The organism is Neisseria sp. P0008.S010, from assembly GCF_051962715.1.
GTDB lineage: Bacteria > Pseudomonadota > Gammaproteobacteria > Burkholderiales > Neisseriaceae > Neisseria > Neisseria elongata.
The window spans coordinates 77,402-103,986 of sequence record NZ_JBQCVA010000001.1 but is presented as its reverse complement, the minus strand read 5'-3'; the positions used below and the strand labels follow the sequence as shown (position 1 = coordinate 103,986).

The 26,585-nt window shown below is 56.9% G+C and carries 25 protein-coding genes and 2 tRNA genes; 18 read left to right on the top strand and 9 right to left on the bottom strand.

Features of this window, described 5'->3' with window-relative positions:
- The first annotated feature begins 271 nt into the window (after positions 1-271).
- The 5 genes from ACTHSL_RS00560 to ACTHSL_RS00540 all read left to right on the top strand — a co-directional run bounded on the left by ACTHSL_RS00560 (position 272) and on the right by ACTHSL_RS00540 (position 5,234).
- Positions 272-997: a phosphoadenylyl-sulfate reductase gene (locus ACTHSL_RS00560; RefSeq protein ID WP_440379939.1), complete on the top strand. Its 726-nt coding sequence runs from the start codon at positions 272-274 to the stop codon at positions 995-997.
- 78 nt (positions 998-1,075) lie between these two features.
- On the top strand, positions 1,076-1,783 hold the full coding sequence (locus ACTHSL_RS00555) for a helix-turn-helix transcriptional regulator (protein WP_440379938.1): 708 nt from the start codon (positions 1,076-1,078) through the stop codon (positions 1,781-1,783).
- A 342-nt stretch (positions 1,784-2,125) separates the two neighbouring features.
- Entirely contained in the window at positions 2,126-2,779 is a 654-nt protein-coding gene (locus tag ACTHSL_RS00550) for a glutathione S-transferase family protein (RefSeq protein WP_440379937.1), read from the top strand.
- 198 nt (positions 2,780-2,977) lie between these two features.
- Positions 2,978-4,687 carry a molecular chaperone HscC gene (locus ACTHSL_RS00545; protein WP_440379983.1) on the top strand — a complete coding sequence of 570 codons (1,710 nt, stop codon included), beginning with the start codon at positions 2,978-2,980 and terminating at the stop codon, positions 4,685-4,687.
- 82 nt (positions 4,688-4,769) lie between these two features.
- Positions 4,770-5,234, top strand: coding sequence for a hypothetical protein (locus tag ACTHSL_RS00540; protein WP_440379936.1), 465 nt, complete (start codon positions 4,770-4,772; stop codon positions 5,232-5,234).
- Positions 5,235-5,313: 79 nt separating this feature from the next.
- Here the strand turns inward: ACTHSL_RS00540 and ACTHSL_RS00535 are convergent, their stop codons facing one another.
- Positions 5,314-5,493 carry a protein MIGRI gene (locus ACTHSL_RS00535; RefSeq protein WP_440379935.1) on the bottom strand — a complete coding sequence of 60 codons (180 nt, stop codon included), beginning with the start codon at positions 5,491-5,493 and terminating at the stop codon, positions 5,314-5,316.
- An 83-nt stretch (positions 5,494-5,576) separates the two neighbouring features.
- On the opposite strand from ACTHSL_RS00535, the gene metX reads away from it, so the two are divergent.
- The 6 genes from metX (at position 5,577) to fabB (ending at position 12,209) form a co-directional block, all read left to right on the top strand.
- Complete coding sequence (metX, locus tag ACTHSL_RS00530; RefSeq protein ID WP_440379934.1) at positions 5,577-6,713, top strand: homoserine O-succinyltransferase MetX; 1,137 nt, start codon at positions 5,577-5,579, stop codon at positions 6,711-6,713.
- The gene (gene metW / locus ACTHSL_RS00525; RefSeq protein WP_003772131.1) at positions 6,710-7,294 is read left to right on the top strand and encodes a methionine biosynthesis protein MetW; all 585 of its coding nucleotides are present in this window, start codon (positions 6,710-6,712) and stop codon (positions 7,292-7,294) included. The genes metX and metW overlap by 4 nt, the downstream gene beginning before the upstream one ends.
- Positions 7,295-7,375: 81 nt before the next feature.
- Complete coding sequence (gene dnaX, locus ACTHSL_RS00520; RefSeq protein WP_440379933.1) at positions 7,376-9,736, top strand: DNA polymerase III subunit gamma/tau; 2,361 nt, start codon at positions 7,376-7,378, stop codon at positions 9,734-9,736.
- 72 nt (positions 9,737-9,808) lie between these two features.
- The gene (locus tag ACTHSL_RS00515) at positions 9,809-10,144 is read left to right on the top strand and encodes a YbaB/EbfC family nucleoid-associated protein (RefSeq protein ID WP_003772128.1); all 336 of its coding nucleotides are present in this window, start codon (positions 9,809-9,811) and stop codon (positions 10,142-10,144) included.
- A 255-nt stretch (positions 10,145-10,399) separates the two neighbouring features.
- Positions 10,400-10,927 carry a 3-hydroxyacyl-[acyl-carrier-protein] dehydratase FabA gene (gene fabA, locus ACTHSL_RS00510; protein WP_049253351.1) on the top strand — a complete coding sequence of 176 codons (528 nt, stop codon included), beginning with the start codon at positions 10,400-10,402 and terminating at the stop codon, positions 10,925-10,927.
- A 67-nt stretch (positions 10,928-10,994) separates the two neighbouring features.
- Positions 10,995-12,209, top strand: coding sequence for a beta-ketoacyl-ACP synthase I (gene fabB / locus ACTHSL_RS00505; protein ID WP_440379932.1), 1,215 nt, complete (start codon positions 10,995-10,997; stop codon positions 12,207-12,209).
- A 139-nt stretch (positions 12,210-12,348) separates the two neighbouring features.
- Here the strand turns inward: fabB and xseA are convergent, their stop codons facing one another.
- The gene (gene xseA, locus ACTHSL_RS00500; protein ID WP_440379931.1) at positions 12,349-13,701 is read right to left on the bottom strand and encodes an exodeoxyribonuclease VII large subunit; all 1,353 of its coding nucleotides are present in this window, start codon (positions 13,699-13,701) and stop codon (positions 12,349-12,351) included.
- 202 nt (positions 13,702-13,903) lie between these two features.
- Between xseA and ACTHSL_RS00495 the strand changes: the two genes are divergently transcribed.
- The 3 genes from ACTHSL_RS00495 to ACTHSL_RS00485 all read left to right on the top strand — a co-directional run bounded on the left by ACTHSL_RS00495 (position 13,904) and on the right by ACTHSL_RS00485 (position 16,247).
- Positions 13,904-14,194, top strand: a complete 291-nt coding sequence (locus ACTHSL_RS00495) for a TM2 domain-containing protein (RefSeq protein ID WP_440379930.1) — start codon at positions 13,904-13,906, stop codon at positions 14,192-14,194.
- A 71-nt stretch (positions 14,195-14,265) separates the two neighbouring features.
- Positions 14,266-15,870, top strand: coding sequence for an NAD(P)-binding protein (locus ACTHSL_RS00490; RefSeq protein ID WP_440379929.1), 1,605 nt, complete (start codon positions 14,266-14,268; stop codon positions 15,868-15,870).
- Positions 15,871-15,938: 68 nt separating this feature from the next.
- Positions 15,939-16,247, top strand: a complete 309-nt coding sequence (locus tag ACTHSL_RS00485; RefSeq protein ID WP_074897187.1) for a hypothetical protein — start codon at positions 15,939-15,941, stop codon at positions 16,245-16,247.
- 266 nt (positions 16,248-16,513) lie between these two features.
- Here the strand turns inward: ACTHSL_RS00485 and rnr are convergent, their stop codons facing one another.
- A complete protein-coding gene (rnr, locus tag ACTHSL_RS00480; protein WP_440379928.1) occupies positions 16,514-18,955 on the bottom strand; it encodes a ribonuclease R in 2,442 nt (813 codons plus the stop codon).
- A 97-nt stretch (positions 18,956-19,052) separates the two neighbouring features.
- On the opposite strand from rnr, the gene ACTHSL_RS00475 reads away from it, so the two are divergent.
- Both ACTHSL_RS00475 and ACTHSL_RS00470 read left to right on the top strand, forming a co-directional pair.
- Positions 19,053-19,139, top strand: a tRNA-Leu gene (locus ACTHSL_RS00475).
- A gap of 28 nt (positions 19,140-19,167) precedes the next feature.
- A tRNA-Leu gene (locus ACTHSL_RS00470) sits at positions 19,168-19,254 on the top strand.
- A gap of 107 nt (positions 19,255-19,361) precedes the next feature.
- Here the strand turns inward: ACTHSL_RS00470 and ACTHSL_RS00465 are convergent.
- Positions 19,362-19,784 (bottom strand): ester cyclase, encoded by a 423-nt coding sequence (locus ACTHSL_RS00465; protein WP_440379927.1) that lies wholly within the window; start codon positions 19,782-19,784, stop codon positions 19,362-19,364.
- A 456-nt stretch (positions 19,785-20,240) separates the two neighbouring features.
- Between ACTHSL_RS00465 and ACTHSL_RS00460 the strand changes: the two genes are divergently transcribed.
- The gene (locus tag ACTHSL_RS00460) at positions 20,241-21,983 is read left to right on the top strand and encodes a bifunctional alpha/beta hydrolase/class I SAM-dependent methyltransferase (RefSeq protein ID WP_440379926.1); all 1,743 of its coding nucleotides are present in this window, start codon (positions 20,241-20,243) and stop codon (positions 21,981-21,983) included.
- Positions 21,984-22,421: 438 nt separating this feature from the next.
- Here ACTHSL_RS00460 and ACTHSL_RS00455 read toward each other — a convergent pair whose 3' ends face one another.
- From ACTHSL_RS00455 to ACTHSL_RS00435, 5 genes are all read right to left on the bottom strand, one after another.
- Entirely contained in the window at positions 22,422-22,832 is a 411-nt protein-coding gene (locus tag ACTHSL_RS00455) for an SMI1/KNR4 family protein (protein WP_440379925.1), read from the bottom strand.
- 21 nt (positions 22,833-22,853) lie between these two features.
- Positions 22,854-22,997 carry a hypothetical protein gene (locus ACTHSL_RS00450; RefSeq protein WP_440379924.1) on the bottom strand — a complete coding sequence of 48 codons (144 nt, stop codon included), beginning with the start codon at positions 22,995-22,997 and terminating at the stop codon, positions 22,854-22,856.
- A gap of 82 nt (positions 22,998-23,079) precedes the next feature.
- A complete protein-coding gene (gene thiD, locus ACTHSL_RS00445; protein ID WP_440379923.1) occupies positions 23,080-23,901 on the bottom strand; it encodes a bifunctional hydroxymethylpyrimidine kinase/phosphomethylpyrimidine kinase in 822 nt (273 codons plus the stop codon).
- Between the two features lie 35 nt (positions 23,902-23,936).
- Positions 23,937-24,569 (bottom strand): pyridoxamine 5'-phosphate oxidase, encoded by a 633-nt coding sequence (pdxH, locus tag ACTHSL_RS00440; RefSeq protein ID WP_440379922.1) that lies wholly within the window; start codon positions 24,567-24,569, stop codon positions 23,937-23,939.
- Between the two features lie 89 nt (positions 24,570-24,658).
- Complete coding sequence (locus ACTHSL_RS00435; RefSeq protein WP_107970446.1) at positions 24,659-25,465, bottom strand: outer membrane protein assembly factor BamD; 807 nt, start codon at positions 25,463-25,465, stop codon at positions 24,659-24,661.
- Here ACTHSL_RS00435 and rluD point away from each other — a divergent pair.
- Positions 25,464-26,582 carry a 23S rRNA pseudouridine(1911/1915/1917) synthase RluD gene (rluD, locus tag ACTHSL_RS00430; RefSeq protein WP_440379921.1) on the top strand — a complete coding sequence of 373 codons (1,119 nt, stop codon included), beginning with the start codon at positions 25,464-25,466 and terminating at the stop codon, positions 26,580-26,582. The two genes, ACTHSL_RS00435 and rluD, sit on opposite strands and share 2 nt — an antisense overlap.
- The last annotated feature ends 3 nt before the right edge of the window (positions 26,583-26,585 follow it).

Below are 26,585 nucleotides of genomic sequence, written 5' to 3'. Positions count from 1 at the left end.
CAAACTTCCGAACGTACAACAGAAACATCACACTACCGCCTTCCGTGCCAACCCGAAACACTGCGGCCGTTGTGGCAGGTTTCCCTGCCAAAGCGGCAATAGGGCAAAACCTGTATTCAAACCGAAGTACCATTCATCACCCCGGCCAAACCCGATCGACCGACCTTTCAGACGGCCCCTCCGTTATAAGCAAATAAAAAACCGTTCCTTCGCCGACAGCGCAATTGACGGGACAATGTCGGCTATCCCGAAAAACAATAATACCGCCGCCATGAAACCGAAATTTTGGCAAATGCCGCCGCCCGACCAAACCACACTGGCCCGATTGCCCGAAAAAATCCGCCTGCTCGACCAACGCCTCGAACAAATCGCGCAACGCTTCCCCCAAGCCGTTTTCGCCTCCAGCCTGGCGGCGGAAGACATGATCATTACCCACCGAATCGCCGCCGCCGACCTGCCGATTGCCGTCATCACCCTCGACACCGGCTGCCTCAACGCCGAAACGCGTGCACTGATCGCGCAAGTCCGCCGCCGCTACCCGCACATCCGCTTCACCGTCTTCTACCCTCAGCCCGAAGAAGCTGCACGCTTCGTCGCCGAATACGGCGCGGGCGCAATGTACGAAAGCATAGAATTGCGCAAACAATGCTGCCACATCCGAAAAGTCAAGCCGCTCAACCGCGCCCTCGCCGCCGCCCCCGCCTGGCTGACCGGCCAGCGGCGCAGCCAATCGGTTACGCGCGGAGACCTGCCGTTTGAGGAAACCGACCACGCCCGCGGCATCGCCAAATTCAACCCGATTTTCGACTGGCAGGACGACGACGTTTGGGCCTATGCGCAAACCGCCGACCTGCCGTTAAACGCCCTCTACAACCAAGGCTACCCCAGCATAGGCTGCGAACCCTGCACCCGTCCGGTGAAATGGGATGAAGACATCCGCGCCGGACGCTGGTGGTGGGAAAGCAAAGACAGCAAGGAATGCGGCCTGCACAAATAAAGCCGCCCCGCCCTTCCGTCCGAACAGGCAAAGGCTTATCATGCCGCCGTTTTCCTTATCCGTTCAGACGGCCTCATCATGCCCCGCAGCCAACGACTCCTCACCCTGCTCGACCTGCTCCGCCGCCGGCACGGTCCCGTTACCGCCGAAACGCTGGCGCAGCAGTTATCGGTGAGCACGCGCACGGTGTACCGCGATATTGCCCAATTATGCGCGCAAGGCGCCGACATACGCGGCGAGGCCGGGCTGGGCTTCGTATTACATACCGATCTGGGGCTGCCGCCGCTGATGTTCGACAAACCGGAAATCGAAGCGCTGGTATTCGGAATGCGCTGGGTGGCCGCAAACGGAGACGACGGCCTGGCCGCCGACGCCAAATCTGTGCTGGCGAAAATCGATGCCGTGCTGCCCGGCCATTTAAAGGAACACCTCAACACGCAGGCACTTTATCCCCGTCCGTGCCAAACCCGTCCGTTTACGCCGCAGGAAAGCGAAACGCTGTCCGCCATCCGCACCGCCCTGCGCGGCAACCGCATCCTTTCGTTCGACTATACCGATGCCCAAGGCCGCCCTACCCGCCGCAGCGTCAGACCGCTGGCGGTCGGCTATTTTCCCGAAGCCTGCCTGCTGGCGGCATGGTGCGAAAAGCGGCGGGATTTCCGCCACTTCCGCACCGACCGCATGTCAAACCTGAACATCGGCGACACCTTCCCCGTTCCGCGCATGGTGCTGCTACGCGAATGGCAGCGGCAGGAAGATTTGGACTTGTCGGTATTTGAGATTTAGAAACCTATTTTTCAGACGGCCTCAAAGCCGTAACAGGCCGTCTGAAAGACCGGAGCCTGTATTGATTTTCGACCGCCGTGGTTCCGTCATAGCCGGCTTGCTTAATCTTTGATGCGACTATTGATTGAATCCCGTCATTCCCGCGCAGGCGGGAATCCAGGATGTGGAATTTGGGAAACTTTTTTTCTCGGCAGGCTTCCGTACGGGCAGGCCTCAATTCCCGCCTGCGCGGGAATGGCGAAAAACGAAACATCAAAACAGGCCGTCTGAAAAAGCCTGCTGACAAAAATTGACGCGCCTTGCCTGTATCATAGGTCTTTTCAACCCCGCAGGAGAAACACCATGCACCGTTTCACGCTCTACACCCACCCTTATTCCCGCGGCACCAACGTAGTCTGGATGCTGAAAGAATGCGGCGCGCAATACGACGTCAAACTGATTCCGTTCGGCGAAGCCATGAAATCCGCCGACTATCTGGCAGTCAATCCGATGGGCAAAGTTCCCGCACTCAAAGTAGACGGCACCGTGCTGACCGAAACCGCCGCCATCATCACCTTTCTAGCCGAGCAGTTTCCCGACAAACACCTGATTCCGGCCGCCGATTCGTTGGCACGCGGCGAGTTCTACCGCTGGCTGTGTTTCTCCATCCACCTCGAATACGCCGGATCCGACAAAATCAACCGCGTGCCGGACAGCAGCGAGCGGCGCAAAGCCATAGGCTACGGCGATTTCGATACTGCCTTTGCCACCCTGCGCGACCATCTGGCCAAACACGACTTTATCGTCGGCGACCGCTTTTCCGCACTCGACGTATATTTCACCGGCCTGCTGATCCACTTTATCCGCACCATACCGAAGCGCGGCATACCCCCGGTTTTCGTAACGGATGAACCGGTTTTCTCCGCCTATATCGACCGCCACACCGCCCGCCCCGCCTTTGCCGAAACGATGGCTTGGGCGCAACAGGCCGCGGCGGAATTGGAAAAACAGGCTTGAGGCCGTCTGAAAACAATTTTTCGCCACACTTATCCGACATAAAACGGCGGTTTCCAAACAGAAATCCCCGTTTCACATATCGGCATCACCATGAATCCGTATGAGGCGGAACGCAAAAATTTCCTGCCGCAGCCTGAAACAACGTTTTCAGACGGCCTGTCCGCATTTAAAATGGCGCTTTTTCTCCGGCAGCCATCCATGACAGCACAAATCGGCATCGACTTGGGCACCACCAACAGCCTGATTGCCCAATTCATCAACGGCGAAACCCGCCTAATTCCCAACCGGCTCGGCCATTTCCTGACCCCCTCCGTCGTCAGCATAGGCGACGACGGGAAAATCCTGGTCGGCCTCGCCGCACGCGAACGCCTGCGCACCGCGCCCCAGTCCACCGCCTCGGCCTTCAAACGCTTCATGGGCACGGACAAAACCTTCAAACTCGGCAATAAAACCTTCCGCGCCGAAGAACTGTCCGCCCTCCTGCTGCGCCATCTGAAAGAAGACGCGGAAGCGTTTCTCGGCGAACCTGTGGACGAGGCCGTCATCACCGTGCCGGCCTATTTCAACGCCATCCAACGGCAGGCCACGCGCAATGCGGCGCAAATGGCCGGACTGAACGTCCTGCGCCTGCTGAACGAACCGACCGCCGCCGGCCTGGCCTACGGCCTGCAGGAAAAGCCCGACGACACCCGTTTCCTGATTTACGACTTGGGCGGCGGCACGTTCGACGTATCCGTTTTGGACTATTTCGACGGCGTGGTGCAAGTATCCGCCAGTGCGGGCGACAACCATTTGGGCGGCGAAGACTTCGTACAGATATTGCGCCAATGCTTCCTGCGCCAATGCAAAGAACTGAGCGATGCCGAACGCGCCAAACTGAGCGACAGCAGCGAACTGTGGCAGGCACTGGAAACCGCAAAACGGAAACTGGGCGAAGAAATGCAGGCCGAAATCGCAGTCAATGTCGGCGGCCGCATCGTTTCCGCCGTCATTGCCCGCAACGAATTTTACGAAGCCGCCAAGCCCCTGCTGACCCGCCTGCGCCAGCCGCTGGAACGCGCCCTGCGCGATGCCAGACTGCACCCTGACCAAATCGACAGCATCATCCTGGTCGGCGGTGCCACACGCATGCCGCTCATCCGCCAAACCATCGCCCAACTGTTCCGCCGCATCGCCAACGTTTCCGTCAATCCCGACGAAGCCATCGCGCGCGGGGCGGCGGTTCAGGCGGCCTTAATCGCGCGCGACGAAAGCGTGGACGAAGTCGTTTTAACCGACGTCATGCCCTTCTCGCTCGGCATCGAAACCAGCACCGACCTGGGCAACGGCGAACGCGCCTACGGCATTTTCAGCCCGATTATCGAACGCAACATGCCCGTGCCCGTATCGCGCGAAGAACGCTACAGCACGGCATCCGACAACCAGACCGAAATCGAACTTCGCGTCTTGCAGGGCGAATCGGTTGCCGCCAAAGACAACCTCGAACTCGGCCGCCTAACCGTCAAAATCCCCCCTCGCCCCGAAGGCGAAGTGTATATCGACGTCCGGTTCAGCTACGACATCAACGGCCTGCTGGACGTGGATGTCCGCAACAGCGAGTTCGACATCTCCGCCAACCAAACCTTCCGCCACAACAGCGTAAACCTTTCCGAAGAAGAAATCCAAGCCTCGCTGAAAAAACTGGCCGCACTGAAAATCCACCCGCGCGACCAGCAGGAAAACGTTTACCTGCTGGAAAAAGGCAAACGCCTGTATGAAGAATACCTCGGCGACCAACGGCAGATCATCGGCCACCGCATCATGATATTCGAACGCATCCTGGAATCGCAGGACCACGCCCAAATCCGCCGCGCGCAAAGCGAATTTGCCGAATTCCTCAGCCACTACGACGGCGGCTGGCTGCTGTAACCGCCTGCACACCGACAGCAACAGGCCGTATGAAAACGCGGCCCGTTTTACCCTTCCACCTCAACCGAAAGAAAGTAATATCATGAAATTTTTGAAAACCATCCCCCTGCTGTTAAGCCTGGCCGTTGCCACCGCGCAAGCCGCCGACGTCAATCCGCATCCGCAAAGCTTCGGCACCTGGCACGATGCGGACGGCGGAAACTTCGTCATCAACAAAAACGGCTTTAAAGAATTTGCCCATGTATCCGCCGAATGCAGCAAAAAAAGCAAAGGTTATGTGCATGAAAGCTCTTGGATAAGCGGCAAAGAACTGGCCAAAAACATCCGCGAAAGCATTGACATCGAAGACTCAGGCAATAAAGCATACGGCAGCGAAATGAACGCGGTGCTGAAAACCATCCGCCCCAATAAAAAATACCTGCGCATCGACGTGGCACTCAGTTGCAGCGACGGCGTGGAATCCTTCATCCTGCTCGACAAAAACAACGCCCTGCGCAGCACCACCGCGCCCGACGAATTTTTCCGCCGCGCCAAACGGGTGAAATAAACCGAAAGGCCGTCTGAAAAGATTGCGAAAACATCCGGGCAGCCCGCCGTTCATTCCGACGGCGGCTGCCCGAATGTTTTCAGACGGCCAACCAATAGCGCAACGCCGCCAACAGCAGCGACACCGAAACGCAAACCCAGGCTACGGTTTTCGCCGCCCTGTGCACCGCCTGCCGGTAACCGTCCGGCAGCAGCCGCACAACCGCCAAAGCGGCCAGGGCGGCAAACAAAAAGAACTTCAATAAAAAAGAAACATGCATCCGGCAAGAAAGGCCGTCTGAAACAGCCATGCAAAAACAAAAGCCGTTATAATACGGCCTTTTCCCTCTCCCGCGCACACGTTATGACCGCCGCCGACAGCATAGGGCTGGTAACGCCCGAAAAAATTCCGTTCGAACAGCCGCTTGTCCTGCAAAACGGCCAAACCCTGCCGCGCTTCGATTTGATGGTGGAAACCTACGGCACACTCAACGCCGATAAATCCAACGCCGTATTGGTCTGCCACGCCCTCTCCGGCGACCACCACGTTGCCGGCCGCCACCACCCCGACGACAAATACCCCGGCTGGTGGGACAGCATGGTCGGCCCCGGCAAACCCGTGGACACCAACCGTTTCTTCGTTATCGGGCTCAACAACCTGGGCGGCTGTTCCGGCAGCACCGGCCCGTTGAGCACCAACCCCGAAAACGGACAGGAATACGGCGCGGACTTCCCCGTCGTTACCGTAAAAGACTGGATCAACAGCCAAGCCCTGCTGGCCGACCGCTTCGGCATCCGCCAATGGGCGGCCGTCATCGGCGGCAGCCTGGGCGGCATGCAGGCACTGCAATGGGCGATAGACTACCCCGACCGCGTGCGGCACGCGCTGGTGATTGCCTCAGCCACCCGCCTGTCGGCGCAAAACATCGCCTTCAACGATGTTGCCCGCCAAGCCATCATCACCGACCCCGACTTCCACGAAGGCCACTACCGCCGCTTCAACACCATCCCGCGCCGCGGGCTGCGCATCGCCCGCATGATGGGGCACATCACCTACCTAGCTGAAGAAGGCCTGGGCAGGAAATTCGGCCGCAGCCTGCACGACGGCATACGCTACGGCTACGGCGTGGAGTTCGAAATCGAATCCTACCTGCGCTATCAGGGCGACAAATTTGCCGAACGCTTCGATGCCAACACCTACCTGCGGATGACCAAAGTGCTGGACTACTTCAGCCCCGCCGCTGCCTTCGGCAACGACCTCGTTGCGGCACTGCGGCAAACCAAGGCCAAATTCTTCGTCGCCAGCTTCACCACCGACTGGCGTTTCGCCCCCGCACGCTCGCGCGCACTGGTCAAACACCTCGTCAAAGCCGGGCGCGACGTACAATACATCGAAGTCGAATCCAACCACGGCCACGATGCCTTCCTGATGACCGACCGCCCCTATATCGCCGCCGTGGCCGCATATATGGACAACGTTTACAAGGAGTTGCAGGCATGAACGAACTGCGCGACGACTTACGGCTGATTTACGACTGGATACCGGCGGGCAGCCGCGTGCTCGACCTCGGCTGCGGCCGCGGCGAACTGCTGTCCGCACTGGTTCGGGAAAAACAATGCACCGGCTACGGCGTGGAAATCGACACCGAAGGCGTGCTGGCTTCCATCGCCGCCGGCATCAACGTCATACAGGCCGACTTGGAACAAGGCCTGCAGGATTTCGACGACGACAGCTTCGACATCATCATCTTGAGCCAAACCATACAGGCGATGCAGAACACCGAAAACATCCTGCGCGACCTGACCCGCGTCGCCAAACAAGCCGTCGTCTCCTTCCCCAACTTCGGCTACTGGCGCAACCGCCTGCAAATCGCACTGGGCGGCCACATGCCCGTCAGCGAACGCATGCCCTACCAGTGGTACAACACCCCCAACATCCACTGGTGCACCCTGCACGACTTTGACGCACTGTGCGCGAAAAACAACATCCGCGTCCTCGAACGCGCCGTCATGACCGCAGGCAAACGAATCGAAACCCTGCCCAACCTCATGGGCAGCCTGGCATTTTACCGCGTCGGCTAAACCGCCCCGCCGCCCCATCCATACCGGAGAGGCCGTCTGAAAAGCACGGAATGCCTTTTCAGACGGCCTCGGAGATTTTTTATGGCATACCAAGTACTCGCCCGCAAATGGCGGCCGAAAACCTTCGCCGACCTCGTCGGACAGGAACACGTCGTCAAAGCCCTGCGCAACGCCCTGGAAAAAGGCCGCCTGCACCACGCCTACCTGCTCACCGGCACGCGCGGCGTGGGCAAAACCACCATCGCCCGCATCCTTGCCAAAAGCCTCAACTGCGAACACCCCAAAGAAGGCGAACCCTGCGGCCAATGCCAATCCTGCCGCGACATCGACACCGGCCGCTTCGTCGACCTGCTCGAAATCGACGCCGCCTCCAACACCGGCATCGACAACATCCGCGAAGTACTCGAAAACGCCCAATACGCCCCGACCGCCGGCAAATACAAAGTCTACATCATCGACGAAGTACACATGCTCTCCAAAAGCGCGTTCAACGCCATGCTCAAAACCCTGGAAGAGCCGCCCGAGCACGTCAAATTCATCCTCGCCACCACCGACCTGCACAAAGTCCCCGTTACCGTACTCAGCCGCTGCCTGCAATTCGTCCTGCGCAACATGACCGCCCAACAAGTGGCCGACCACCTCGCACACGTCCTCGACAGCGAACAAATTCCCTACGAAACCCCCGCCCTCGCCCTGCTCGGCCGTGCCGCCGCAGGCTCCATGCGCGACGCACTCAGCCTGCTCGACCAAGCCATCGCCATGGGATCGGGCAAAGTGGCCGAACAAGACGTGCGCCAAATGATAGGCGCGGTGGACAAACGCTACCTCTACGAACTGCTGCAAAGCATCGCCGGCCAAAACGGCGCGGCCCTGATGAACCAAGCGCGCGAATTGGCCGAACGCGCCGTCGGCTTCGACAACGCCCTGAGCGAACTCGCCCTCCTGCTGCAACGCATCGCCCTGCTGCAAACCGTACCCGCCGCCGTACCCGCCGACGACCCCGAATATCCCACCCTCAAACACCTGGCGGCACAACTGGGCGGCGAACAAATCCAGCTCTACTACCAATGCGCCATCCACGGCAAACAAGACCTCGGCCTCGCCCCCGACGAATACGCAGGCTTCGTCATGACCCTCCTGCGCATGCTGGCCTTCGCCCCCTTGGCCGCCCCGCCGCAGCACACCGGCGCGCAAATCGACGGCAGCGGGCTGCACACCCCGTCCGCAGCCCCTGCAAAGCAAACGCCGTCTGAAAACCTGCCCGCCTTTCAGACGGCCTCCACCGACACAGCACCCGTCCAAACGGCAGCCGCCACAAGCGACGACGATACCCCCCCGTGCCAAGAGTCCGCCGCAAGCGCACCGCAAACCCGTCTTTCAGACGGCCTCCACCCGTCAAAAGACGACAGGCCGTCTGAAAAAACACCTGACCAAACGGCAACAACCGCCACAAGCGACGACGACACCCCGCCATGGCAGGAACCCGCCGCAAACGCACCGCAAACCCGCCTCTCAGACGGCCTCCACCCGTCGGAAGACGACAGGCCGTCTGAACAAACGTCTGAACAAACGGCAGCCGCTACAAGCAACGACAACACCCCGCCATGGCAGGAACCCGCCGCAAACGCACCGCAAACCCGCCTTTCAGACGGCCTCCACCCGTCGGAAGACGACAGGCCGTCTGAACAAACGTCTGAACAAACGGCAGCCGCTACAAGCAACGACAACACCCCGCCGTGGCAGGAACCCTCCGCAAACACACCGCAAACCCGACTTTCAGACGGCCTCCACCCGTCAGAAGACGACAGGCCGTCCGAACACACCCTGCCCGCCAGTCCCGTAGCCTGGCAGTTGGAAGAAAGCACGCCCTTCGACGACATCCCGCCCGCCGACGAATACGCTTACTACGGCGACGACACCCTACCGCCCCTGCCGCAGGACGAAGGCATGGAAACAGGAGAAACCGGACATGAAGAAGGCGAAGACGAGGGCGAAAATGCGGACGACTTCGCCCCCCTGCCCGAGCTGAACGCCGCCAACTGGCATGCCGTCATCAAACGCCTCGGCAAACGGCTGGGGGCCGCGCAAATGCTGGCCGACCACATGGCCTGGACGGAAGACGACACCGCCGCCAACCGCATCCTGTTCGCCCTCAACGGCAACAGCCAGACCACCACCACCAAAGAATATTTCGACAAAATCAGCCAAACGCTGGCCGATGCCTACAACCGCCCCGGCCTGAGCATCCAAACCCAAGCCTGGCAGGACGGTGCGGGCTGGGAAACCCCAGCCATGCGCCGCGTCCGCCTGCAACACGAAGGCCGCGAGGAAGCACGCGGCCGGCTGGAAAACGACCCCGCCTGCCGCCGCCTGATGGCCGGACTCGAAGCGGCGGGCTGGGAAGCGGAAAGCCTGCAACTGGCGGAGAACCTCGAAAACTGATTTCCCGTCCGCCGCCCACCCGCAGCGGACACCCCTTTATCTTTAACCCTCAACACACAGGAGCATAAAACCATGTTTGGAAAAGCAGGACTGGGCGGCCTCATGCAGCAAGCCCAAAAAATGCAGGAAAATATGAAAAAAGCCCAAGCCGAGCTGGCCGTTACCGAAGTAAACGGCGAAGCGGGCAACGGCCTGGTCAAAGTCGTCATGACCTGCAACCACGAAGTCAAAAGCATCAGCATCAGCCCCGACCTGATTGCAGAAGCGGCCGAAGACAAAGAAATGCTGGAAGATTTGGTATTGGCTGCGGTAAACGCCGCCCACGAAGCCGCCGAAGACCTCACCTCGTCCACCATGGGCAAATTCACCCAAGGCCTGCCCGGCGGCATCGGCGACTTCTTCAAATAATTTTCAGACGGCCTCCATGCCGCCCGAAGATAAAAAGGCCGTCTGAAACTTTTCAGACGGCCTTTCCTTTAACTTAACTTCAATAAAACAAAAACTTGCTTAAATGCATATCCCAACCCGCCCCGCAAAATATTGCTGGCCGCCCTCTTGGCATTGCGGGATTCTGCCGACTGAAATAGAATGCACCCGTTTTTTAGAGTTTAGTCTCTAAACTCAACCCCAACTGATCATATCAGGATTTATCAAAGGACAACCATGACCACCCCATTCGTTCAGCAAAACAGCTACACCAAAGAAGAACTCTTAGCCTGCGGGCGCGGCGAACTTTTCGGCGCGGGCAATGCCCAACTGCCGATGCCCAACATGCTGATGATAGACCGCATCCTCGACATCAACGGCACCGGCGGCAAATACGGCAAAGGCGAAATCGTCGCCGAATTGGACATCAACCCCGACTTGTGGTTCTTCGGCTGCCATTTCGAGGGCGACCCCGTCATGCCCGGCTGCCTGGGCTTGGACGCCATGTGGCAATTAGTGGGCTTCTATCTGGGCTGGACGGGCGCGCCGGGACGCGGCCGCGCACTGGGCTGCGCCGAAGTGAAATTCAGCGGCCAAGTATTGCCGAAGCACAAAAAAATCACCTACCACATCCACATCAAACGCGTGATGAACAGCAAACTGGTGCTGGGCATCGCCGACGCCGAAATGAGCGTGGACGGTCGCAAAATATATGAAGGCAACGGCCTGCGCGTCGGCCTGTTCACATCTACCGACGACTTCTAACCATTTGCAACGGCAAAAGGCCGTCTGAAAAAAGCGTTCAGACGGCCGCCATTAAGGAGTATCCACTATGAAACGAGTAGTCGTAACCGGTATCGGCATCGTATCCAGCCTGGGCAACAACTACCGCGAAGTGCTCGAATCGCTGAAAAATCTGAAATCCGGCATTTCCTTTGACGAAAGCTACCGCGAAATGGGGCTGCGTTCAAACGTGGCAGGCAACATCAAAATCGACACCAAAGAACACATCGACCGCAAAATCCTGCGCTTTATGGGCGACGCGGCGGCCTATGCCTACATCGCCATGAAAGAAGCCATCGCCAACGCCGGGCTGACCGAGGAGCAGATTTCCAACATCCGCACCGGCATCGTAACCGGCAGCGGCGGCGCGTCTTCCGCCTCGCAAGTGGAAGCCGCCGACACCCTGCGTGCCAGCGGCGTGAAGCGCATCGGCCCTTACGGCGTAACCAAAACCATGGCCTCCACCGTGGCCGCCTGCTTGGCCACCCCTTTTAAAATCAAAGGCGTAAACTACTCCATCAGCTCCGCCTGCTCCACTTCCGCCCACTGCATCGGCCACGCCGCCGAGCTGATTCAGCTTGGCAAACAAGACATCGTGTTTGCCGGCGGCGGCGAAGAAGTATCTTGGCAGATGAGTTCCCTGTTCGACGCGATGGGTGCGTTATCGAGCAAATACAACGACACGCCCGACCAGGCCAGCCGCGCCTACGATGCCGACCGCGACGGCTTCGTGATTTCCGGCGGCGGCAGCATCTTGGTGATGGAAGAATATGAACACGCCAAAGCGCGCGGCGCGAACATCCTGTGCGAACTGACCGGCTACGGCGCGACTTCCGACGGTTACGACATGGTGCAGCCTTCCGGCGAAGGCGCGGTGCGCTGTATGCAGATGGCACTGGCGCAGCACGGCGGCAAAGTCGATTACATCAACGCCCACGGCACTTCCACGCCGGTCGGCGACACCAAAGAACTGGGTGCCATCCGCGAAGTGTTCTCCGGACAGGAAATCCCGTTTATCAGCTCCACCAAATCGCTTTCCGGCCACGCCCTCGGCGCGGCAGGTTCGAACGAAGCGATTTACTCGATTCTGATGATGCAGAACGATTTTGCCTGTGCCAGCGCGAACATCCAAAACTTGGACGAACAAGCAGAAGGCCTGCCGATTCTGCGCGAAAACAACGAGATGAAACTCAACGCGGTGATGTCCAACAGCTTCGGCTTCGGCGGCACCAATGCCACGCTGATTTTCAGCCGTGTCGATTGACCGACACCCCCGCTTGGTTTGAAATAAAAGAAAGCCTGCACGAGATGCAGGCTTTTTCACATTTTGAGGCCGTCTGAAAACCGTTTGCCTCCACGGGCAACCCTTTTTTCAGACGGCCTCACCTGCCGTTCGGCATCATTCATGAAAAATCAAACAAATCCGGCTGCGCCTGTTCGCCCGTCACCCGAACGTCGGCCTCGCCTTCAAAAAAGGTGATGTGCAGCTTTTGCCCCTGCTTCAACAGGGCGGCATCGCGTATCACTTGCCCGCGGCTGTTTTTCACCACCGAAAAACCGCGCGCCAAAATATGCTGCGGCGACACGGCCTGCAATAGGCCGGTCTGTTTTTCCAGCAGTTGGGCCTTATCGGCCATTATCCGCCGCCTGCCGCGCGCCAAATCCGCCTGCAACTGCGCCAACCGTGCATCCGCCTGCCGCGTGTCCGGACGCAAATGCCGCAGAAGCTGGCTTTGCCGCGCCACATTCTGCCTTTGGAAGCGGCAGACGGTTTGCAGCGCGTGGCGCAACTGCCGCGACAGCATTTCGGCCTGCACGCGCTGCGCGTCGAGCTTTTGGTGCGGATGGCGGATTTGCCGCGACAGCCAGTCTATCTTTTGGCTGGCATCGTAATAACGCTGCCGCAAGGCTTCTTTAAGACGGCCTTCCGCCTGCCGCAGGGATTGCAGCGATTCGGCACGGTTCGGACTGACGAGTTCCGCCGCACCTGTGGGTGTCGGCGCGCGCACGTCGGCCGCGAAATCGGCCAGCGTGAAATCGGTTTCGTGCCCCACGCCGCTGACGACGGGAATGCGGCAGGCGGCTATTGCGCGCGCAACCGACTCTTCGTTGAACGACCATAAGTCTTCGATGCTGCCCCCGCCGCGGCACACAATCAGCACGTCGCACTCCGCCCGTTCGGAGGCCGTCTGAACCGCACGGGCAATCTGTGCCGCGCTGTCCGCCCCCTGCACGGCGGCGGGATACACGATGACGGGTATTTCGGGTGCGCGCCGCTTCAGGGTGGAAACCACGTCGCGCAACGCGGCGGCGGCCAAACTGGTTACCACGCCGATGCGTTCGGGCCGTTCGGGCAGCGGACGTTTGCGTTCGGCGGCAAACAGCCCCTCGGCCTGCAATACGGCCTTCAGCCTTTCGTATGCCTCGTAAAGCCGCCCCAAACCCTTCAGCCGCACTTCGGATACCGTAATCTGAAATTCGCCCCGCGCCTCATAGATGCCGATGCGGCCGCACACTTCGACATGGTCGCCCTCCTTCAAGGCGGGAAACCGTTGCGCCGTGCCTTTAAACATCGCGCAGCGCACTTGGGCGTGGCTGTCTTTCAACGAAAAATAATAATGCCCGCTGGCGGCGCGGGTCAGGTTGGAAACCTCGCCCGCAATCCACAGCCCGGCCAGGTTGTCTTCCAACAGGTTTTTGGCCAGGCGGTTGAGTTCGGAAACGGATAAGGCGGTGAAGGCGAAGAGGTCGGACATGGCGGAAACGGGCAAAAAAGCGCGATTATAAGGGAATTGATGCCTCAAAATGCATCAGGCCGTCTGAAAACCCGCCTTTTGCCCGAACCCATGCTTTCAGACGGCCTCCGAACTGCCTTGAATGATAATTCTTGTGAAATACATGACGTATTTTGTTATAATACGGCACCCTGTTTTCATATAAACCTTTTGGAGAGAAAAAATGTCTGAGAATACCCCGCAACAACCTGCTCCGACCCCCGCAACCAGCGACAAACGCATTATTGCCGCTGTTTTGGCCTTTTTCTTGGGTGGCTTAGGTGTTCATAAATTTTACCTGGGCGTAAACAAGGTCGGTGTGATTTACCTGCTGATTACCATTTTGGGTTCGTTCATCTTCGTCGGCCCGCTCGTTACCTTCATCTTCTGCATCATCGACATCGTCAAATATCTGAAATGCACGCCCGAAGAGTTTGAGCAAACTTACGTCATCGGTAAAAAAGAGTGGTTCTAAGCCCTCGCCGATACCGCTGAAAACTGCCCTGCCGGGGCAGTTTTTTTACCCGTTCCGATACCCCATCCGCCATGCCGCTGACCCGCCGCCAATTCCTCTACAGCTCCGCCGCACTTGCCGCCGCGTCCGCCGCCTCATGGCAACTGTGGCGCGGCCTCAATGCCCTGCCGCCCATCCATGTAAACCGCGTCGGCCTGCCGCTCGGCCATGCCCTGCGCGACAATGCCCTGCCGCCGCAGGCAAAATCCGAACACCGCTGCGACATCCTGATTCTGGGCGGCGGCGCAGCCGGTTTGAGCGCGCTGTGGTATCTGGCCAAACACGGTCGGCGCGACATCCTGCTGGCCGAAGGCTTCGAACGCAACGGCAACAACGCCGCCTACCGCCGCCAAAACCTCGCCGCCCCGTCCGGCGCGCACTATCTCGCCCTGCCTTCGGAAGAAAGCGTTTACGTCCGCGAAATGCTGCACGATTTGGGCATCATGGCAGGCGGCCGCTTCAACGAAACCGATTTGGTTTACGCTCCGCAGGAAAGGCTGCTGTACCAAGGCGGCTGGCGCGACCATCTCGCCCCGCAGGATGCCGACGGCAAACGCTTCTTCGCCCTCACAGGCCGTCTGAAAACCGCCTACGGCCGCGACGGGCGCAAAATCTTCGCCATCCCGATAGACCTCTCCTCGCAAGACGAAGAATGGCGGCAGCTCGACACATTGACTTTCGCCCAATGGCTGCAACATCAAAACTACCGCTCCGCCGAACTGCTCTGGTATCTCGACTACTGCTGCCGCGACGACTACGGCGCAGGCATCGCCGAAGTATCCGCCTTTGCGGGGCTGCACTACTTCTGCGCGCGCGGCGACCATGCCGACACCGTGCTCACTTGGCCGGAAGGGCTGGCTCACCTCTCCGAAGCCCTGCGCCGCCGCAGCGGCCTGCAAACCCTGCCCCGCCTGCCCGAACAGCCGCAATGGCGTTTCGACCCGCCCGCTTCCTGCGACGTTTCCGCAGTCAAAATCGAAGAGCTTCCAAACGGCGTAAACGTTTGGCTGAGGCACAATGTCAGCGGCGAAACCGTATCCGTCCTCGCCAACCGCGTCATTTGCGCCATGCCGCTGATGGTGGCGGCCCGCATCACTTCCCGCCCCGAATATTACGGCCTGCACACGCCCGACTACGCGCCTTGGCTGGTCGGCAATTTCGTCATAAACCGTTTCCCCGCCGAAATCGGCCGCAGCGAAACCGCCTGGGACAACGTCGTGTACGGCAGCCCGCACCTGGGCTACGTCTCCGCTGCAAACCAATTCATCCGCACCGCCAAGCCCGAACGTGCCGTTTTCACCTCCTACACCGCTTTCGGCGGCAGAAAGGCAGGCGAATCGCGCCGGATGCTGCTGCACGCGCCGTCTGAAGAACTGCTGCCGTATGCCGCACACGATTTATTGCAGGCGTACGGCAACCGCTTTTTCGGGCATGTCGAACAAATCGACCTCACCGTGCGCGGCCACGGCATGAGCATCCCCCACCCCGGCTACCTGAACCGCCCGCAACTTTTGCAACTGCGGCGGCACAACTCACCGCTGCTGTTTGCCCACAGCGATTTGAGCGGTTATTCGGTATTTGAAGAGGCCGTTTATTGGGGCGTGGAGGCGGCAAAAAAAACATTGGATGCCGTCTGAAAAACCATGGCAATCCGTATCGATTTAACGTAAGCTAATAACATATCTTGTACTGCGTATTGACCACTATGTCATATCAAACCCATGCTGCCGCCTATACCGCCTTCAAAGACTTTTATCAGGAAGAATTGGAGGCCAACCCGCTTTACCGACACCTTATCGAAGCTTTGAAACATGCCTCTTCCATGCCTGCCGGGCAATATAAGGAGGCCATTGCGGATTTACACGAATTCGAACGGAAGTGCTTCAAAAATGCCTATAGCCGGCTGAACCAACTGTCTTACGGGCATGCGGTGGAGATTATCCGGCCAAACGATTTTTTCTTTTTCCGCAGCCAGTTTAAACCGACAGCTTCATCGGAGAACGATGACGGCTAGTTTCAGACGGCCTATCCGCCGGTCATACCCTCCCGTTGCGGGTTTTATGCAGGCAAACCGGTTCTGCCGTATCGTTACCGTACTTTGACGCCCAAAACTTGGCCGAACCTTTGATACAAAGCCAACATCGGTTTTTAGCTGCCCACGCCTTCCACCCGATAGCGGCAGTACGCTTCATCTACCGTGGCGACTTTGCGCTTGCCGTCGGGAAACAATCAGAGGCCGTCTGAAAAATATTCTTCAGACGGCCTCTTCACGGTTACGGCTTATTTACGCGTTTTCTTCGGCACGCGCTTTTCACTTTTGGTTTTCGGCTTGGCCTTCCGGCTTGTTTTCTCTGCCTTGGCCTGCTTTTTCTTATCCGCTACCAACGTGATTTTTCCGTTTACCGTCCGTAAAGAACGTGCGGCTTTCTTCCCGCCTTCATTATCCTTTCCTTTTTCAGACGGCCTCTGTTCCGACTTACCCCTGCCGCAGGCCTTTTTCGGTTTTTCCTTTTCGGCAGCCCGTTCCGACACGGCGCGCTTGCGGCCTTTGCTGCCGCCGCTGATCAGTGTCAAATCGATTTTGCTGGTATCCAAATCGGCACGCGCCACTTTGACTACCACACGGTCGCCCATCTCAAAACGTATGCCGCTGCGTTCGCCTTCTATCCGCATCACTTCGGGGCGGTAGTTGAAATAATCCTCGCCCAGATCGCTGATGTGCACCAGTCCTTCGATATAGATGTCGTCCAAAGTAACGAAGAGGCCGAAATTGGCCATGCCGCTGATTCTGCCGCCAAACACCTCGCCTACTTTGTCGCGCATATAGTAGGTTTTCAGCCAGTTTTCGACATCGCGGCTTGCCTCGTCGGCACGGCGTTCGCATGCGGAAGTATGAACGCCCGCTTCGTTCCAAGACTGCGGCGCATAGGCTCCGCCCTCCAATACCGCCTTAATCGCGCGGTGTACCATCAAATCGGGATAACGGCGGATAGGCGAGGTGAAGTGGGCGTAATGTTCGTATGCCAGGCCGAAATGCCCTTCATTCCGCGCTTCGTATACGGCCTGCTGCATAGAGCGCAACAACATGGTCTGTATCAGCTCGCGGTCGGGCCGGTCGGCAATCTTGTCCGCAAGTTGAGCATAATGTTTGGGCATCGGCTTGTCGCCGCCACCCAGGCTCAATCCCAACAGTGCCAGCTGTTCGCGCAAGGCGGCCAATTTTTCCGGCGTCGGACCCAAATGGTTGCGGAACAACCCGTGGTGTTTGTGTTTCAGCAGGAAATTGGCCGCGCAGACATTCGCCGCCAGCATACATTCCTCAATCAGTTTGTGGGCATCGTTACGCACCACGGGGATTATCCGTTCGATTTTGCCCTTATCGTCAAACAACATCTGCGTTTCGACGGTTTCAAACTCCATCGCACCGCGTTTATGCCGTTTGCTTTGCAGGATGTGGAACAGCTTATGCAAGGTTTCCAACTGTTCCTTATGCGGATATTCGCCGCCCCCTTCCAGCCACTGCCATACTTGGGTATAGGTCAGCCGCGCATGGGAGCGCATCACGGCGGGATAAAAACGGTATTCTTTAACATTACCCGCATAAGTAATGGTCATGTCGCAAACCATGCACAGGCGCTCGACATCGGGATTCAGCGAACAAATGCCGTTGGACAAACTCTCCGGCAGCATGGGAATCACGCGGCGCGGGAAATACACGCTGGTGGCGCGCTGATAGGCATCCTTATCTATCGCATCATCCGGCCGGACATAATGGCTGACATCGGCAATCGCCACCACAAGGCGGTAATTGCGGCCGATTTTTTCGGCAAATACGGCATCGTCAAAATCGCGTGCCGTTTCGCCGTCTATCGTCAGCAGCGGCAAATCGCACAAATCCTCCCTGCCCTTCCTGTCCGATGGGTGCACTTTTTCCGGAATCTTGGCGGCAGCACGAAGGCAGCCGTCGGAAAACTCGTGCGGCAGCCGGTGTTTGCGGACGGCAATTTCGATTTCCATCCCGCTGTCGGCATAATCGCCCAAAACCTCCGACAATCTGGCCACGGCAGGCTGATGATTGTGCGGATAACTTTCAATCTTCGCCGACACCACCTGGCCGGACTTCGGCTGCAATTCGGCAACAGAATCCGGTTCCAGCAAAATCGGCTGCACCAGCCGCTTATCCTCCGGCTCCATAATCGCCACGCCGCGCTCGATGTAAAAACGGCCGACCACATCGGTTTGCGCGCGCTCGATAATGTCCAGCACCTGCCCTTCGCGCCGCCCCCTTCTGTCCACCCCTGCCGGACGGACGGTAACGATGTCGCCATGCATCAAATCGCGCATCTGACGCTCATACAATACAAAATCGGCCTGCTTGGGCTGCTTATCCAGCGGCACGGCAAATCCGAAACCGTCTTTATGCGCCTCCACACGGCATTTCACCAACTCCAACTTTTCCGCCACGCACACCGCGCCGCGACGGTTAATCAACACCTGCCCGTCGCGCGCCATGGCTTTCAGGCGGCGTTCGAAAAATTCATACTCATCCGCACGGATAGACAACTTTTCCGCCAGCACGGCGATACTCAGTGGCACACCTTCCGCTTCCAAAATTTCAATCACCCATTCGCGGCTGGGCAGAGGAAATTCATAACGCTGCTGCTCTCGGGCTAAAAACGGGTCTTTTTCCCGCAAACTTAATACCTTAACCTTTTTCTTCATTTTTACCTCGTTTTTATCATTGACATTCTTTCGCGAGGATATATAATGCCCGCTTCCGTTTTCCGTTACTTTAACGCAAGACGGTTATTAAAGCAAAGCCCAGGTGGCGGAATTGGTAGACGCGCTAGCTTCAGGTGCTAGTGTCCTTACGGGCGTGGAAGTTCGAGTCTTCTCCTGGGCACCATCAAATACTTTGCTTTTTATTTTATATTGCCCAGGTGGCGGAATTGGTAGACGCGCTAGCTTCAGGTGCTAGTATCCTCACGGGTGTGGAAGTTCGAGTCTTCTCCTGGGCACCAAAAACAAATACTGCCGTTAAGGCAGTTTTTTATTTCCGCTTTCGAATTTGCATTGAGGCCGTCTGAAAACTTTTTCAGACGGCCTTTAAACTTTCCGTTCAATCCGATTATTCCATCGGCGGATACACGCCTATCTGCCACAACAAAGACAAATTATCAAACTGGTTAAACTCCTTAACCACCTTTCCGCTTTTCAGACGGTAAAGGTTCATGGCAGAAATCCTTACCTCCTTGCCGCCGGGCTTGATTCCCTGAAACTCACCCAGGTGCGTTCCCGAAATATTGAAACGGGCGGCCACCACATTGCCTTCCCCGACCAACTCCTGCAATTCCCAGCGCACATCGGGAAAACCTGATTTCAAAGCAGCCAAAATCTCCAAATATCCTGACGGCCCCGTATGCTCCCTGCCGGTAATGACCGAATTGAAAACAGCATCCGGAGCAATCAATTCCACCGCCAATTTAGGCGACGCACTATTTAGCAACTCGACAAATTTCTGCATAAATGCATGATTACCGATCTGGCTCATAAAAATTTCCACACCTTTGTTTGCAGCAAGGGCCGCATCATACCCTGAAAGTAAAATTTATGTAATTGCATGTAGTCAAAATAACCGCCTTCAGTCGGAACAGGGAAAAACCAACCGCTTCAATAAAAAATCTACGAAGCATCCAACCTTGACCTGCATCAAAGCCAATGAAAAGGATTCGCTTATAATCGCCCCCGCTTGACAACGGGATTCTATGTAATCGGCCGATAAAATCGGTGAAATTTGCGAATCTCCATAGCGGCAGGCAAGTTTTCTTTCCTTTCCTCTTGATGTGTGTGTGTTTGGGTGTGGCAGTAATACCGCCACACCATTTTTTTTGCGCCCGATTTTCCCGCTGCCGAATTTTTCAGACGGTCTACACCAGTCCTTCCTTCTATTGCATACAGCCGATATGTCGTGATACCGTTCGCAAACTGATAACTACTTGGAAGCACCATGCAGGAACAGCAAAAACACTTCGCCACCCAAGACGGCACCGAACTTTTCTACCGCTACCGACCCGCTGCCGACGGCTCGGCCGATAAAGCCATCGTGCTGTTCCACCGCGGCCACGAACATTCCGGCCGGATGATGTTTGTTGCCGACGAACTCGGTTTCGACGATTTTGCCTATTTCGCATGGGACGCGCGCGGTCATGGCCATAGCCCCGGCGAACGCGGCGACAGCCCCAGTATCGGTACTTCCGTTGCCGATGTGGACGACTTTATCCGCCACATCCAAAGCGAATACGGCATCAAACCTGAAAACATCTGCGTGATCGCGCAAAGCGTCGGCGCGGTATTGGTGTCCACTTGGCTGCACGACTACGCGCCGAAAATCCGCTGCGCCGTATTGGCATCGCCCGCATTCAAAGTCAAACTCTACGTTCCCTTCGCCCGCACCGGCCTGAAAATCATGCAGAAATGGCGCGGCAATTTCTTTATGAACAGCTACGTCAAATCCCACTACCTGACCCACAATAAAGAACGCCAAGACAGTTTCAACCAAGACCCGCTGATTACCCGCGCTATTTCCGTGCGCATCCTGCTCGGTTTGTATGAAGCCGCCGAACGCGTCGTCGCCGACGCGCAGGCGATTACCACGCCCTTGCAGCTTTTGATTTCCGGCAGCGACTGGGTGGTTCACCACAAACCGCAACACGATTTCTACAACCGCTTGGGCAGCCGCATCAAAGAACGCCATATCCTGCCCGGCTTCTATCACGACACTTTGGGCGAGCAAAACCGCGAAATCGCCTTTGTCGAAATGCGCCGCTTTATCCGCCAGCGTTTCGACAACCCACCCCTACCGGTTGATCTGACCCAAGAGCACCTACACGGCGACAGCCGCCGTGAAGCCGACGAATTGGCAACACCTTTGTCTATTTGTTCGCCGCGCGGCGTATTCTGGGCGGTTTACCGCGCCGCCCTCGACCTTGGCGCGCGCTGGAGCGAAGGTTTGAAAATCGGCAAGGAAACCGGCTACGACTCCGGCAGTACGCTTGATTATGTGTACCGCAACCAGCCGCAGGGCAGCAATGCCTTTGGTGTGGCGGTGGACAAACACTATCTCAACGCCATCGGCTGGCGCGGCATCCGCCAACGCAAAACCAATATCGGCAAAGCGATTCAGACGGCCTCTGCCAAGCTGCGCGAAGCGGGCAAACCCGTACACGTTCTCGATATTGCCTCGGGGCACGGCCGTTATGTGCTCGACGCGCTGACTGCCGATACTTTGCCCGATTCCGTGCGCCTGCGCGATTACAGTCCGATTAACGTCGAAGCCGGACGCAAGCTGATTGCCGAACGCGGCCTGCAAGACACGGTTACTTTCAACGAGGTCAATGCCTACGACCGCGCCAATTATCAGGATTTGCAACCCCGTCCTACGCTGGGCATCGTTTCCGGCCTGCACGAATTGTTTGCCGACAACGATTTGATTTTAAACTCGCTCTACGGCTTCGGCGATGCGATTGAAACGGGCGGCTACCTGATTTACACCGGACAGCCGTGGCATCCGCAGCTCGAAATGATTGCGCGCGCGCTGACCAGCCACAAAGCAGGCAGTCCGAACTGGGTAATGCGCCGCCGCAGCCAGCAGGAAATGGATCAGTTGGTCGAGAAAGCCGGTTTTGAAAAAATCCATCAGTGGATAGACGAAGACGGCATCTTTACCGTGAGTCTGGCTGTGAAGAAATAAACCTTTTCGCTCTCTACAGCATCAACCGCTTGTCCGAAATATATTCACAAATCATAAAAAGGCCGTCTGAAAACCACATTTCGCGTTTCAGACGGCCTTTTTATAGCCTGAACATCTTCCCGTACGGCAACCCACATCACATATATAAAACGGTATTGACTCGGAAATCCGAACAGTGCTTATTCACAAAGAATGCCGATTTGGTCGGTATGGTAGTAGGACAGGTAGAGTTTCTCGTCCTTTTTGTTCAGGAATACATACGCCAGGGGTTCGTAGCTGTCCTGGTCAGTGGAGTGCAGGCTGCTTTTTAGGGCTTTGAAGCCGTTAAAAAGCAGCCTGCACTTTTTCAGGTAGCCTGTTAGGGGCTACCTGAAGGCTGAAACCGCGTGCGTGCGTTCCGCACATACCCTACCGCGCAGGCTACGCTTGCTGGATGATTCAATCTGGGTCAAAGAGATTAAAGAAGTTTTCGATGCTATCCGCAATTATTCTCCATTCAAGATTTCCATCATCCCAAAAAATGATTCTTGGCATTTCTCCATTAAGAAAATCCATACAAAATGGATTACCAGTGCCATCAGTTGCAAAACAAATGGCCTTACTTGGAATATAGTTAGAACCTAAACTATATTGATTCAAGTTTGATAAGTTAGATGAATAAAGTTCATCATCAGCTTCAAGGTAGTTTTCTAAAATATTTTTACTTTCTCTTGTTAATTGTTTTTCTGTCGTAAATATATCAGAAATTTCTGTTTCAAGAAGATTGCCAAATTGGTCTAGTTCTTCTTTTAATGTTCCACCATCTTTAAATTTTTTAGATAGCTTAAAGTAGATTTTTGGAATATTCATTATTACCTCTAGTTGGTATTGTTAAATAAAATTTTTCTGTTTTGCGTATGCAATAACCTTTGCAATAGCATCCTCGCAAGCATCTCCAAATAAGTTTCTAATATCTTCAATATCTTTAAGAAGACGATCTTTAAAATCTAGGTTTGAAGCAGCATCAAGTCTCATAGATTGTTTGCCTTGCGCATAATGCCGTCCAACAACTGATGCTCTTCAGCATGCGCCTTCGCTTTATCTTGAATTTATCTCGTCAACGGACGGTACGCCAAAAATGGGCAACCGGCCCCGCACCTTCTCCCAAACGCCAGCTCCGTCCCGCATCTATCGCGCCGTGCAGGTAACTTTTGGCGGCGGCAACGGCCAAAGGCAACTGTCGGCGGTGCGGGTAGAGCGCGGCAATCGCGCTGGACAAAGTGCAACCCGTGCCGTGCGTATGACGGGTATCGATGCGGCTGTTGATGAAGCATTGCGGATCGGCATCCGGCCGCACCAGCCAATCGCGGGCGAACTCCCCGCTCCAATGGCCGCCTTTGAGCAATACGGCTTTCGCGCCCCGTTTCAACAACATTTCCCCCTGCCCCAACATTTCTGTTTCATCTTGCGGCAGCGTTTTTCCGGTCAGCTGCGCGAGTTCGTTCAGGTTCGGTGTCAGCAGGTCGGCCAGAGGCATCAACTCGGACAAAATGGTTTCGACGGTATTTTCCAACGCCAGTCTGTCGCCCGAAGTGGCTACCAGCACGGGATCGGCAACGACAAACGGCGCGGGATGACGGCGCAACACGTCGGCTACGGTACGGATGGTTTCCGTATCGGGCAGCATGCCGATTTTTACCGCGTCGATGCGGATGTCGGAAAACACCGATTCGCACTGCTGCCGTACCATTTCGGCCGGAACGGTATGCACGCCCTGCACGCCTTTCGTGTTTTGGGCGGTAACGGCGGTAATGACGCTTGCGCCGTATGCGCCCAACGCGCCGAAGGTTTTCAAATCGGCCTGTATGCCCGCGCCGCCGCCGGAATCGGAGCCGGCAATGGTCAAAACGCGCGGGAAAGGCTTGTCTGCATAAATCATGTCGCTCTCCTTGCAAATATGCTGGCCTTCCCGTTTTACGGGGCGAGACGTTCTTTCAACCAAAGGCCGTCTGAAAGCCTGTATCGGATGCGGTCGTGCAGCCTGCTCGGCCGCCCCTGCCAGAATTCGACGAGGTCGGGGATAACGATGTAGCCGCCCCAATGCGGCGGGCGCGGCACGTTCAGTGGATGTTTCAAACCAATGGCGGCGGCGCGTTTGACCAGCACGCTTTTGTCGGCAATCACGCTGCTCTGCTCGCTCGCCCACGCCCCGATGCGGCTTGTATAGGGGCGGCTGGCGAAATATTCGTCGGACGCGGCGGCATCCAATTTTTCCACCCTGCCCTCAACGCGCACCTGCCGTTCCAGCTCGGGCCAGAAAAACGTCAGTGCGGCAAACGGGTGTGCGGCCAGAGACTGCCCTTTCCGGCTTTGGTAGTTGGTGAAAAACACAAAACCGCGCGGATTGACTTCCTTCAATAAAACCATGCGGCTGTTCGGCCGGCCGTCGGTGCCGACGGCGGCCACATTGACGGCGGTCGGCTCGTTTACCTGCGCCGTCATGGCTTCGTTCAGCCATTGTTCGAATTGAACGATCGGGTCGGCCGCGCAATCTTCCTCCGACAACTGCCGCTTGCTGTAATCTTCGCGTATGCCGTGCAAATCCATAATGACTCCTCAAAATTAGCCCTGCCGTTCCCATTATACGCCGCAGGCCGTCTGAAAACCTTTCAGACGGCCTGCCGATTGTTAAAAAGCTATTTCCAATAACGCCACCACGGCGCATCGTCGCTCCTCCATTCCTGCTGCAAATAAGGGCTTTGCGGGAAGTTTTGCTGCAAAATGCGGCGGGTATCGTCCGCCAACTGCTGGCGGTTCATTTTGCGGTAGGACACTTCCATAATCGCCAAGGCCTCTTCCGTGAAGCGGGTATTCTGGAAGCCCGTAATGATATTCTGCGCACGGTTGGCAGCGGCCAGATGTGCGCCGCGTTTGGCGTAATAACGGGCGACGGAAATTTCGTTACCCGCCAGCGCATCGACCAGTTTTTCCATCTGCTTGGACGCTTCTTCGACATATTTGCTCTGAGGATAACGTTGAACCAGCTCGGCAAACGCCTGATAGGCCTCGCGGTTGGCTTTCGGGTCGCGGTCGGACCAGTCTTGGGAAGCCAGCTTGTTCAAGAACGATTTGTCTTCGTTAAACAAAATCAAACCCTTCAGGTAAAGGGCATAATCCATATTCGGATGCTGCGGATGCAGGCGTCGGAAGCGTTCGACCGCCGCCAATGCTTTTTCGCGTTCCTCGTCCTTGTAGTAGGCATAGGCTGTGTCCAACTGAGCCTGCTGCGCATAACGCCCCTGAGGGAAACGCGATTCCAAAAGTTCATATAACTTGACAGCCCGCGTATAATTGCTGCTGTTTAACTCATCTTGCGCCTCGGCATACAACTTCTCGACCGGCCAATCCTGGGTAATCTGCGCATCTTTGTCGGAAGTTCCCTTGTTGGCGGCACAACCGCCCAGCGCGATACCCAAAGCTACTACTAAAAGAATTTTTTTCATGCAGAACTCTTCCTTTGAAAATGCCGCCGATTATAACGACGATTTCGATTTTGGTGCAGCCCCCACTGCGGAAAGTTGTCTAAATTTAACCGTCCCCCTCGAATATGCCGGCCTGAGGCTCGATGCCGCGCTGGCCAAACTGCTGCCCGACTACTCCCGCTCGCGGCTGGCCGACTGGATTAAAGAAGGTGCGGTGTCGGTAAACGGCAAACCGGCCAAACCGAAAGACAAACTCATCGGCGGCGAGAAGCTGGCCGTGCAAATCCGCGAAAGCAACGAAACCCTGGCCTTCACGCCCGAAGCGATGGATTTGGACATCATATACGAAGACGACAGCGTCATCGTCTTGAACAAACCCGCCGGACTGGTCGTCCACCCGGCGGCGGGCAACTGGTCCGGTACGCTGCTCAACGGCCTCTTGGCGCACTGCCCCGCGCTGCAAAACATCCCGCGCGCAGGCATCGTCCACCGCTTGGACAAAGACACCAGCGGACTGATGGTCGTGGCCAAAACCCTGCCCGCGCAAAACCACTTGGTGCAGCAGCTGCAAACCCGTACCGTCAAACGCATCTACCGTGCCGTTGCCGACGGCATCGTGCCGTTCGACGGCAAAATCGAAACCCAAATCGGACGCGACCCGCACAACCGCGTCAAAATGGCGGTGGTAAAATTCGGCGGCAAAGAAGCCGTTACCCACGTCAAAGTCTTGGAACGCTACCAGGCGCACAGCTACATCGAATGCTCGCTGGAAACCGGCCGAACCCACCAAATCCGCGTCCACATGCGCGAAGCCAAGCATCCGCTGGCGGGCGATCCCGTTTACGGCAACCCGCGCCATCCCTGCTCCGACACGGTAAAAACCGAAATCAAGGCATTGGCCCGACAGGCATTGCACGCCTACCGCCTGAGTTTCATCCACCCGCAAAGCGGCGAGGAAATGCAGTTTGAAGCCCCGCTGCCACAGGATATTTACCACCTGCTGTCCGTATTGCGTCTGGAAAGCGGCCTCGACTCCCCGCTCAGCCGCGAAGAAGAATGGCGGAACAAACTCGATGACGATGACGACGACTGGAATGAAGACGACTACGATGTCGAAATCGTTTATGTCAAAGAATAAGGT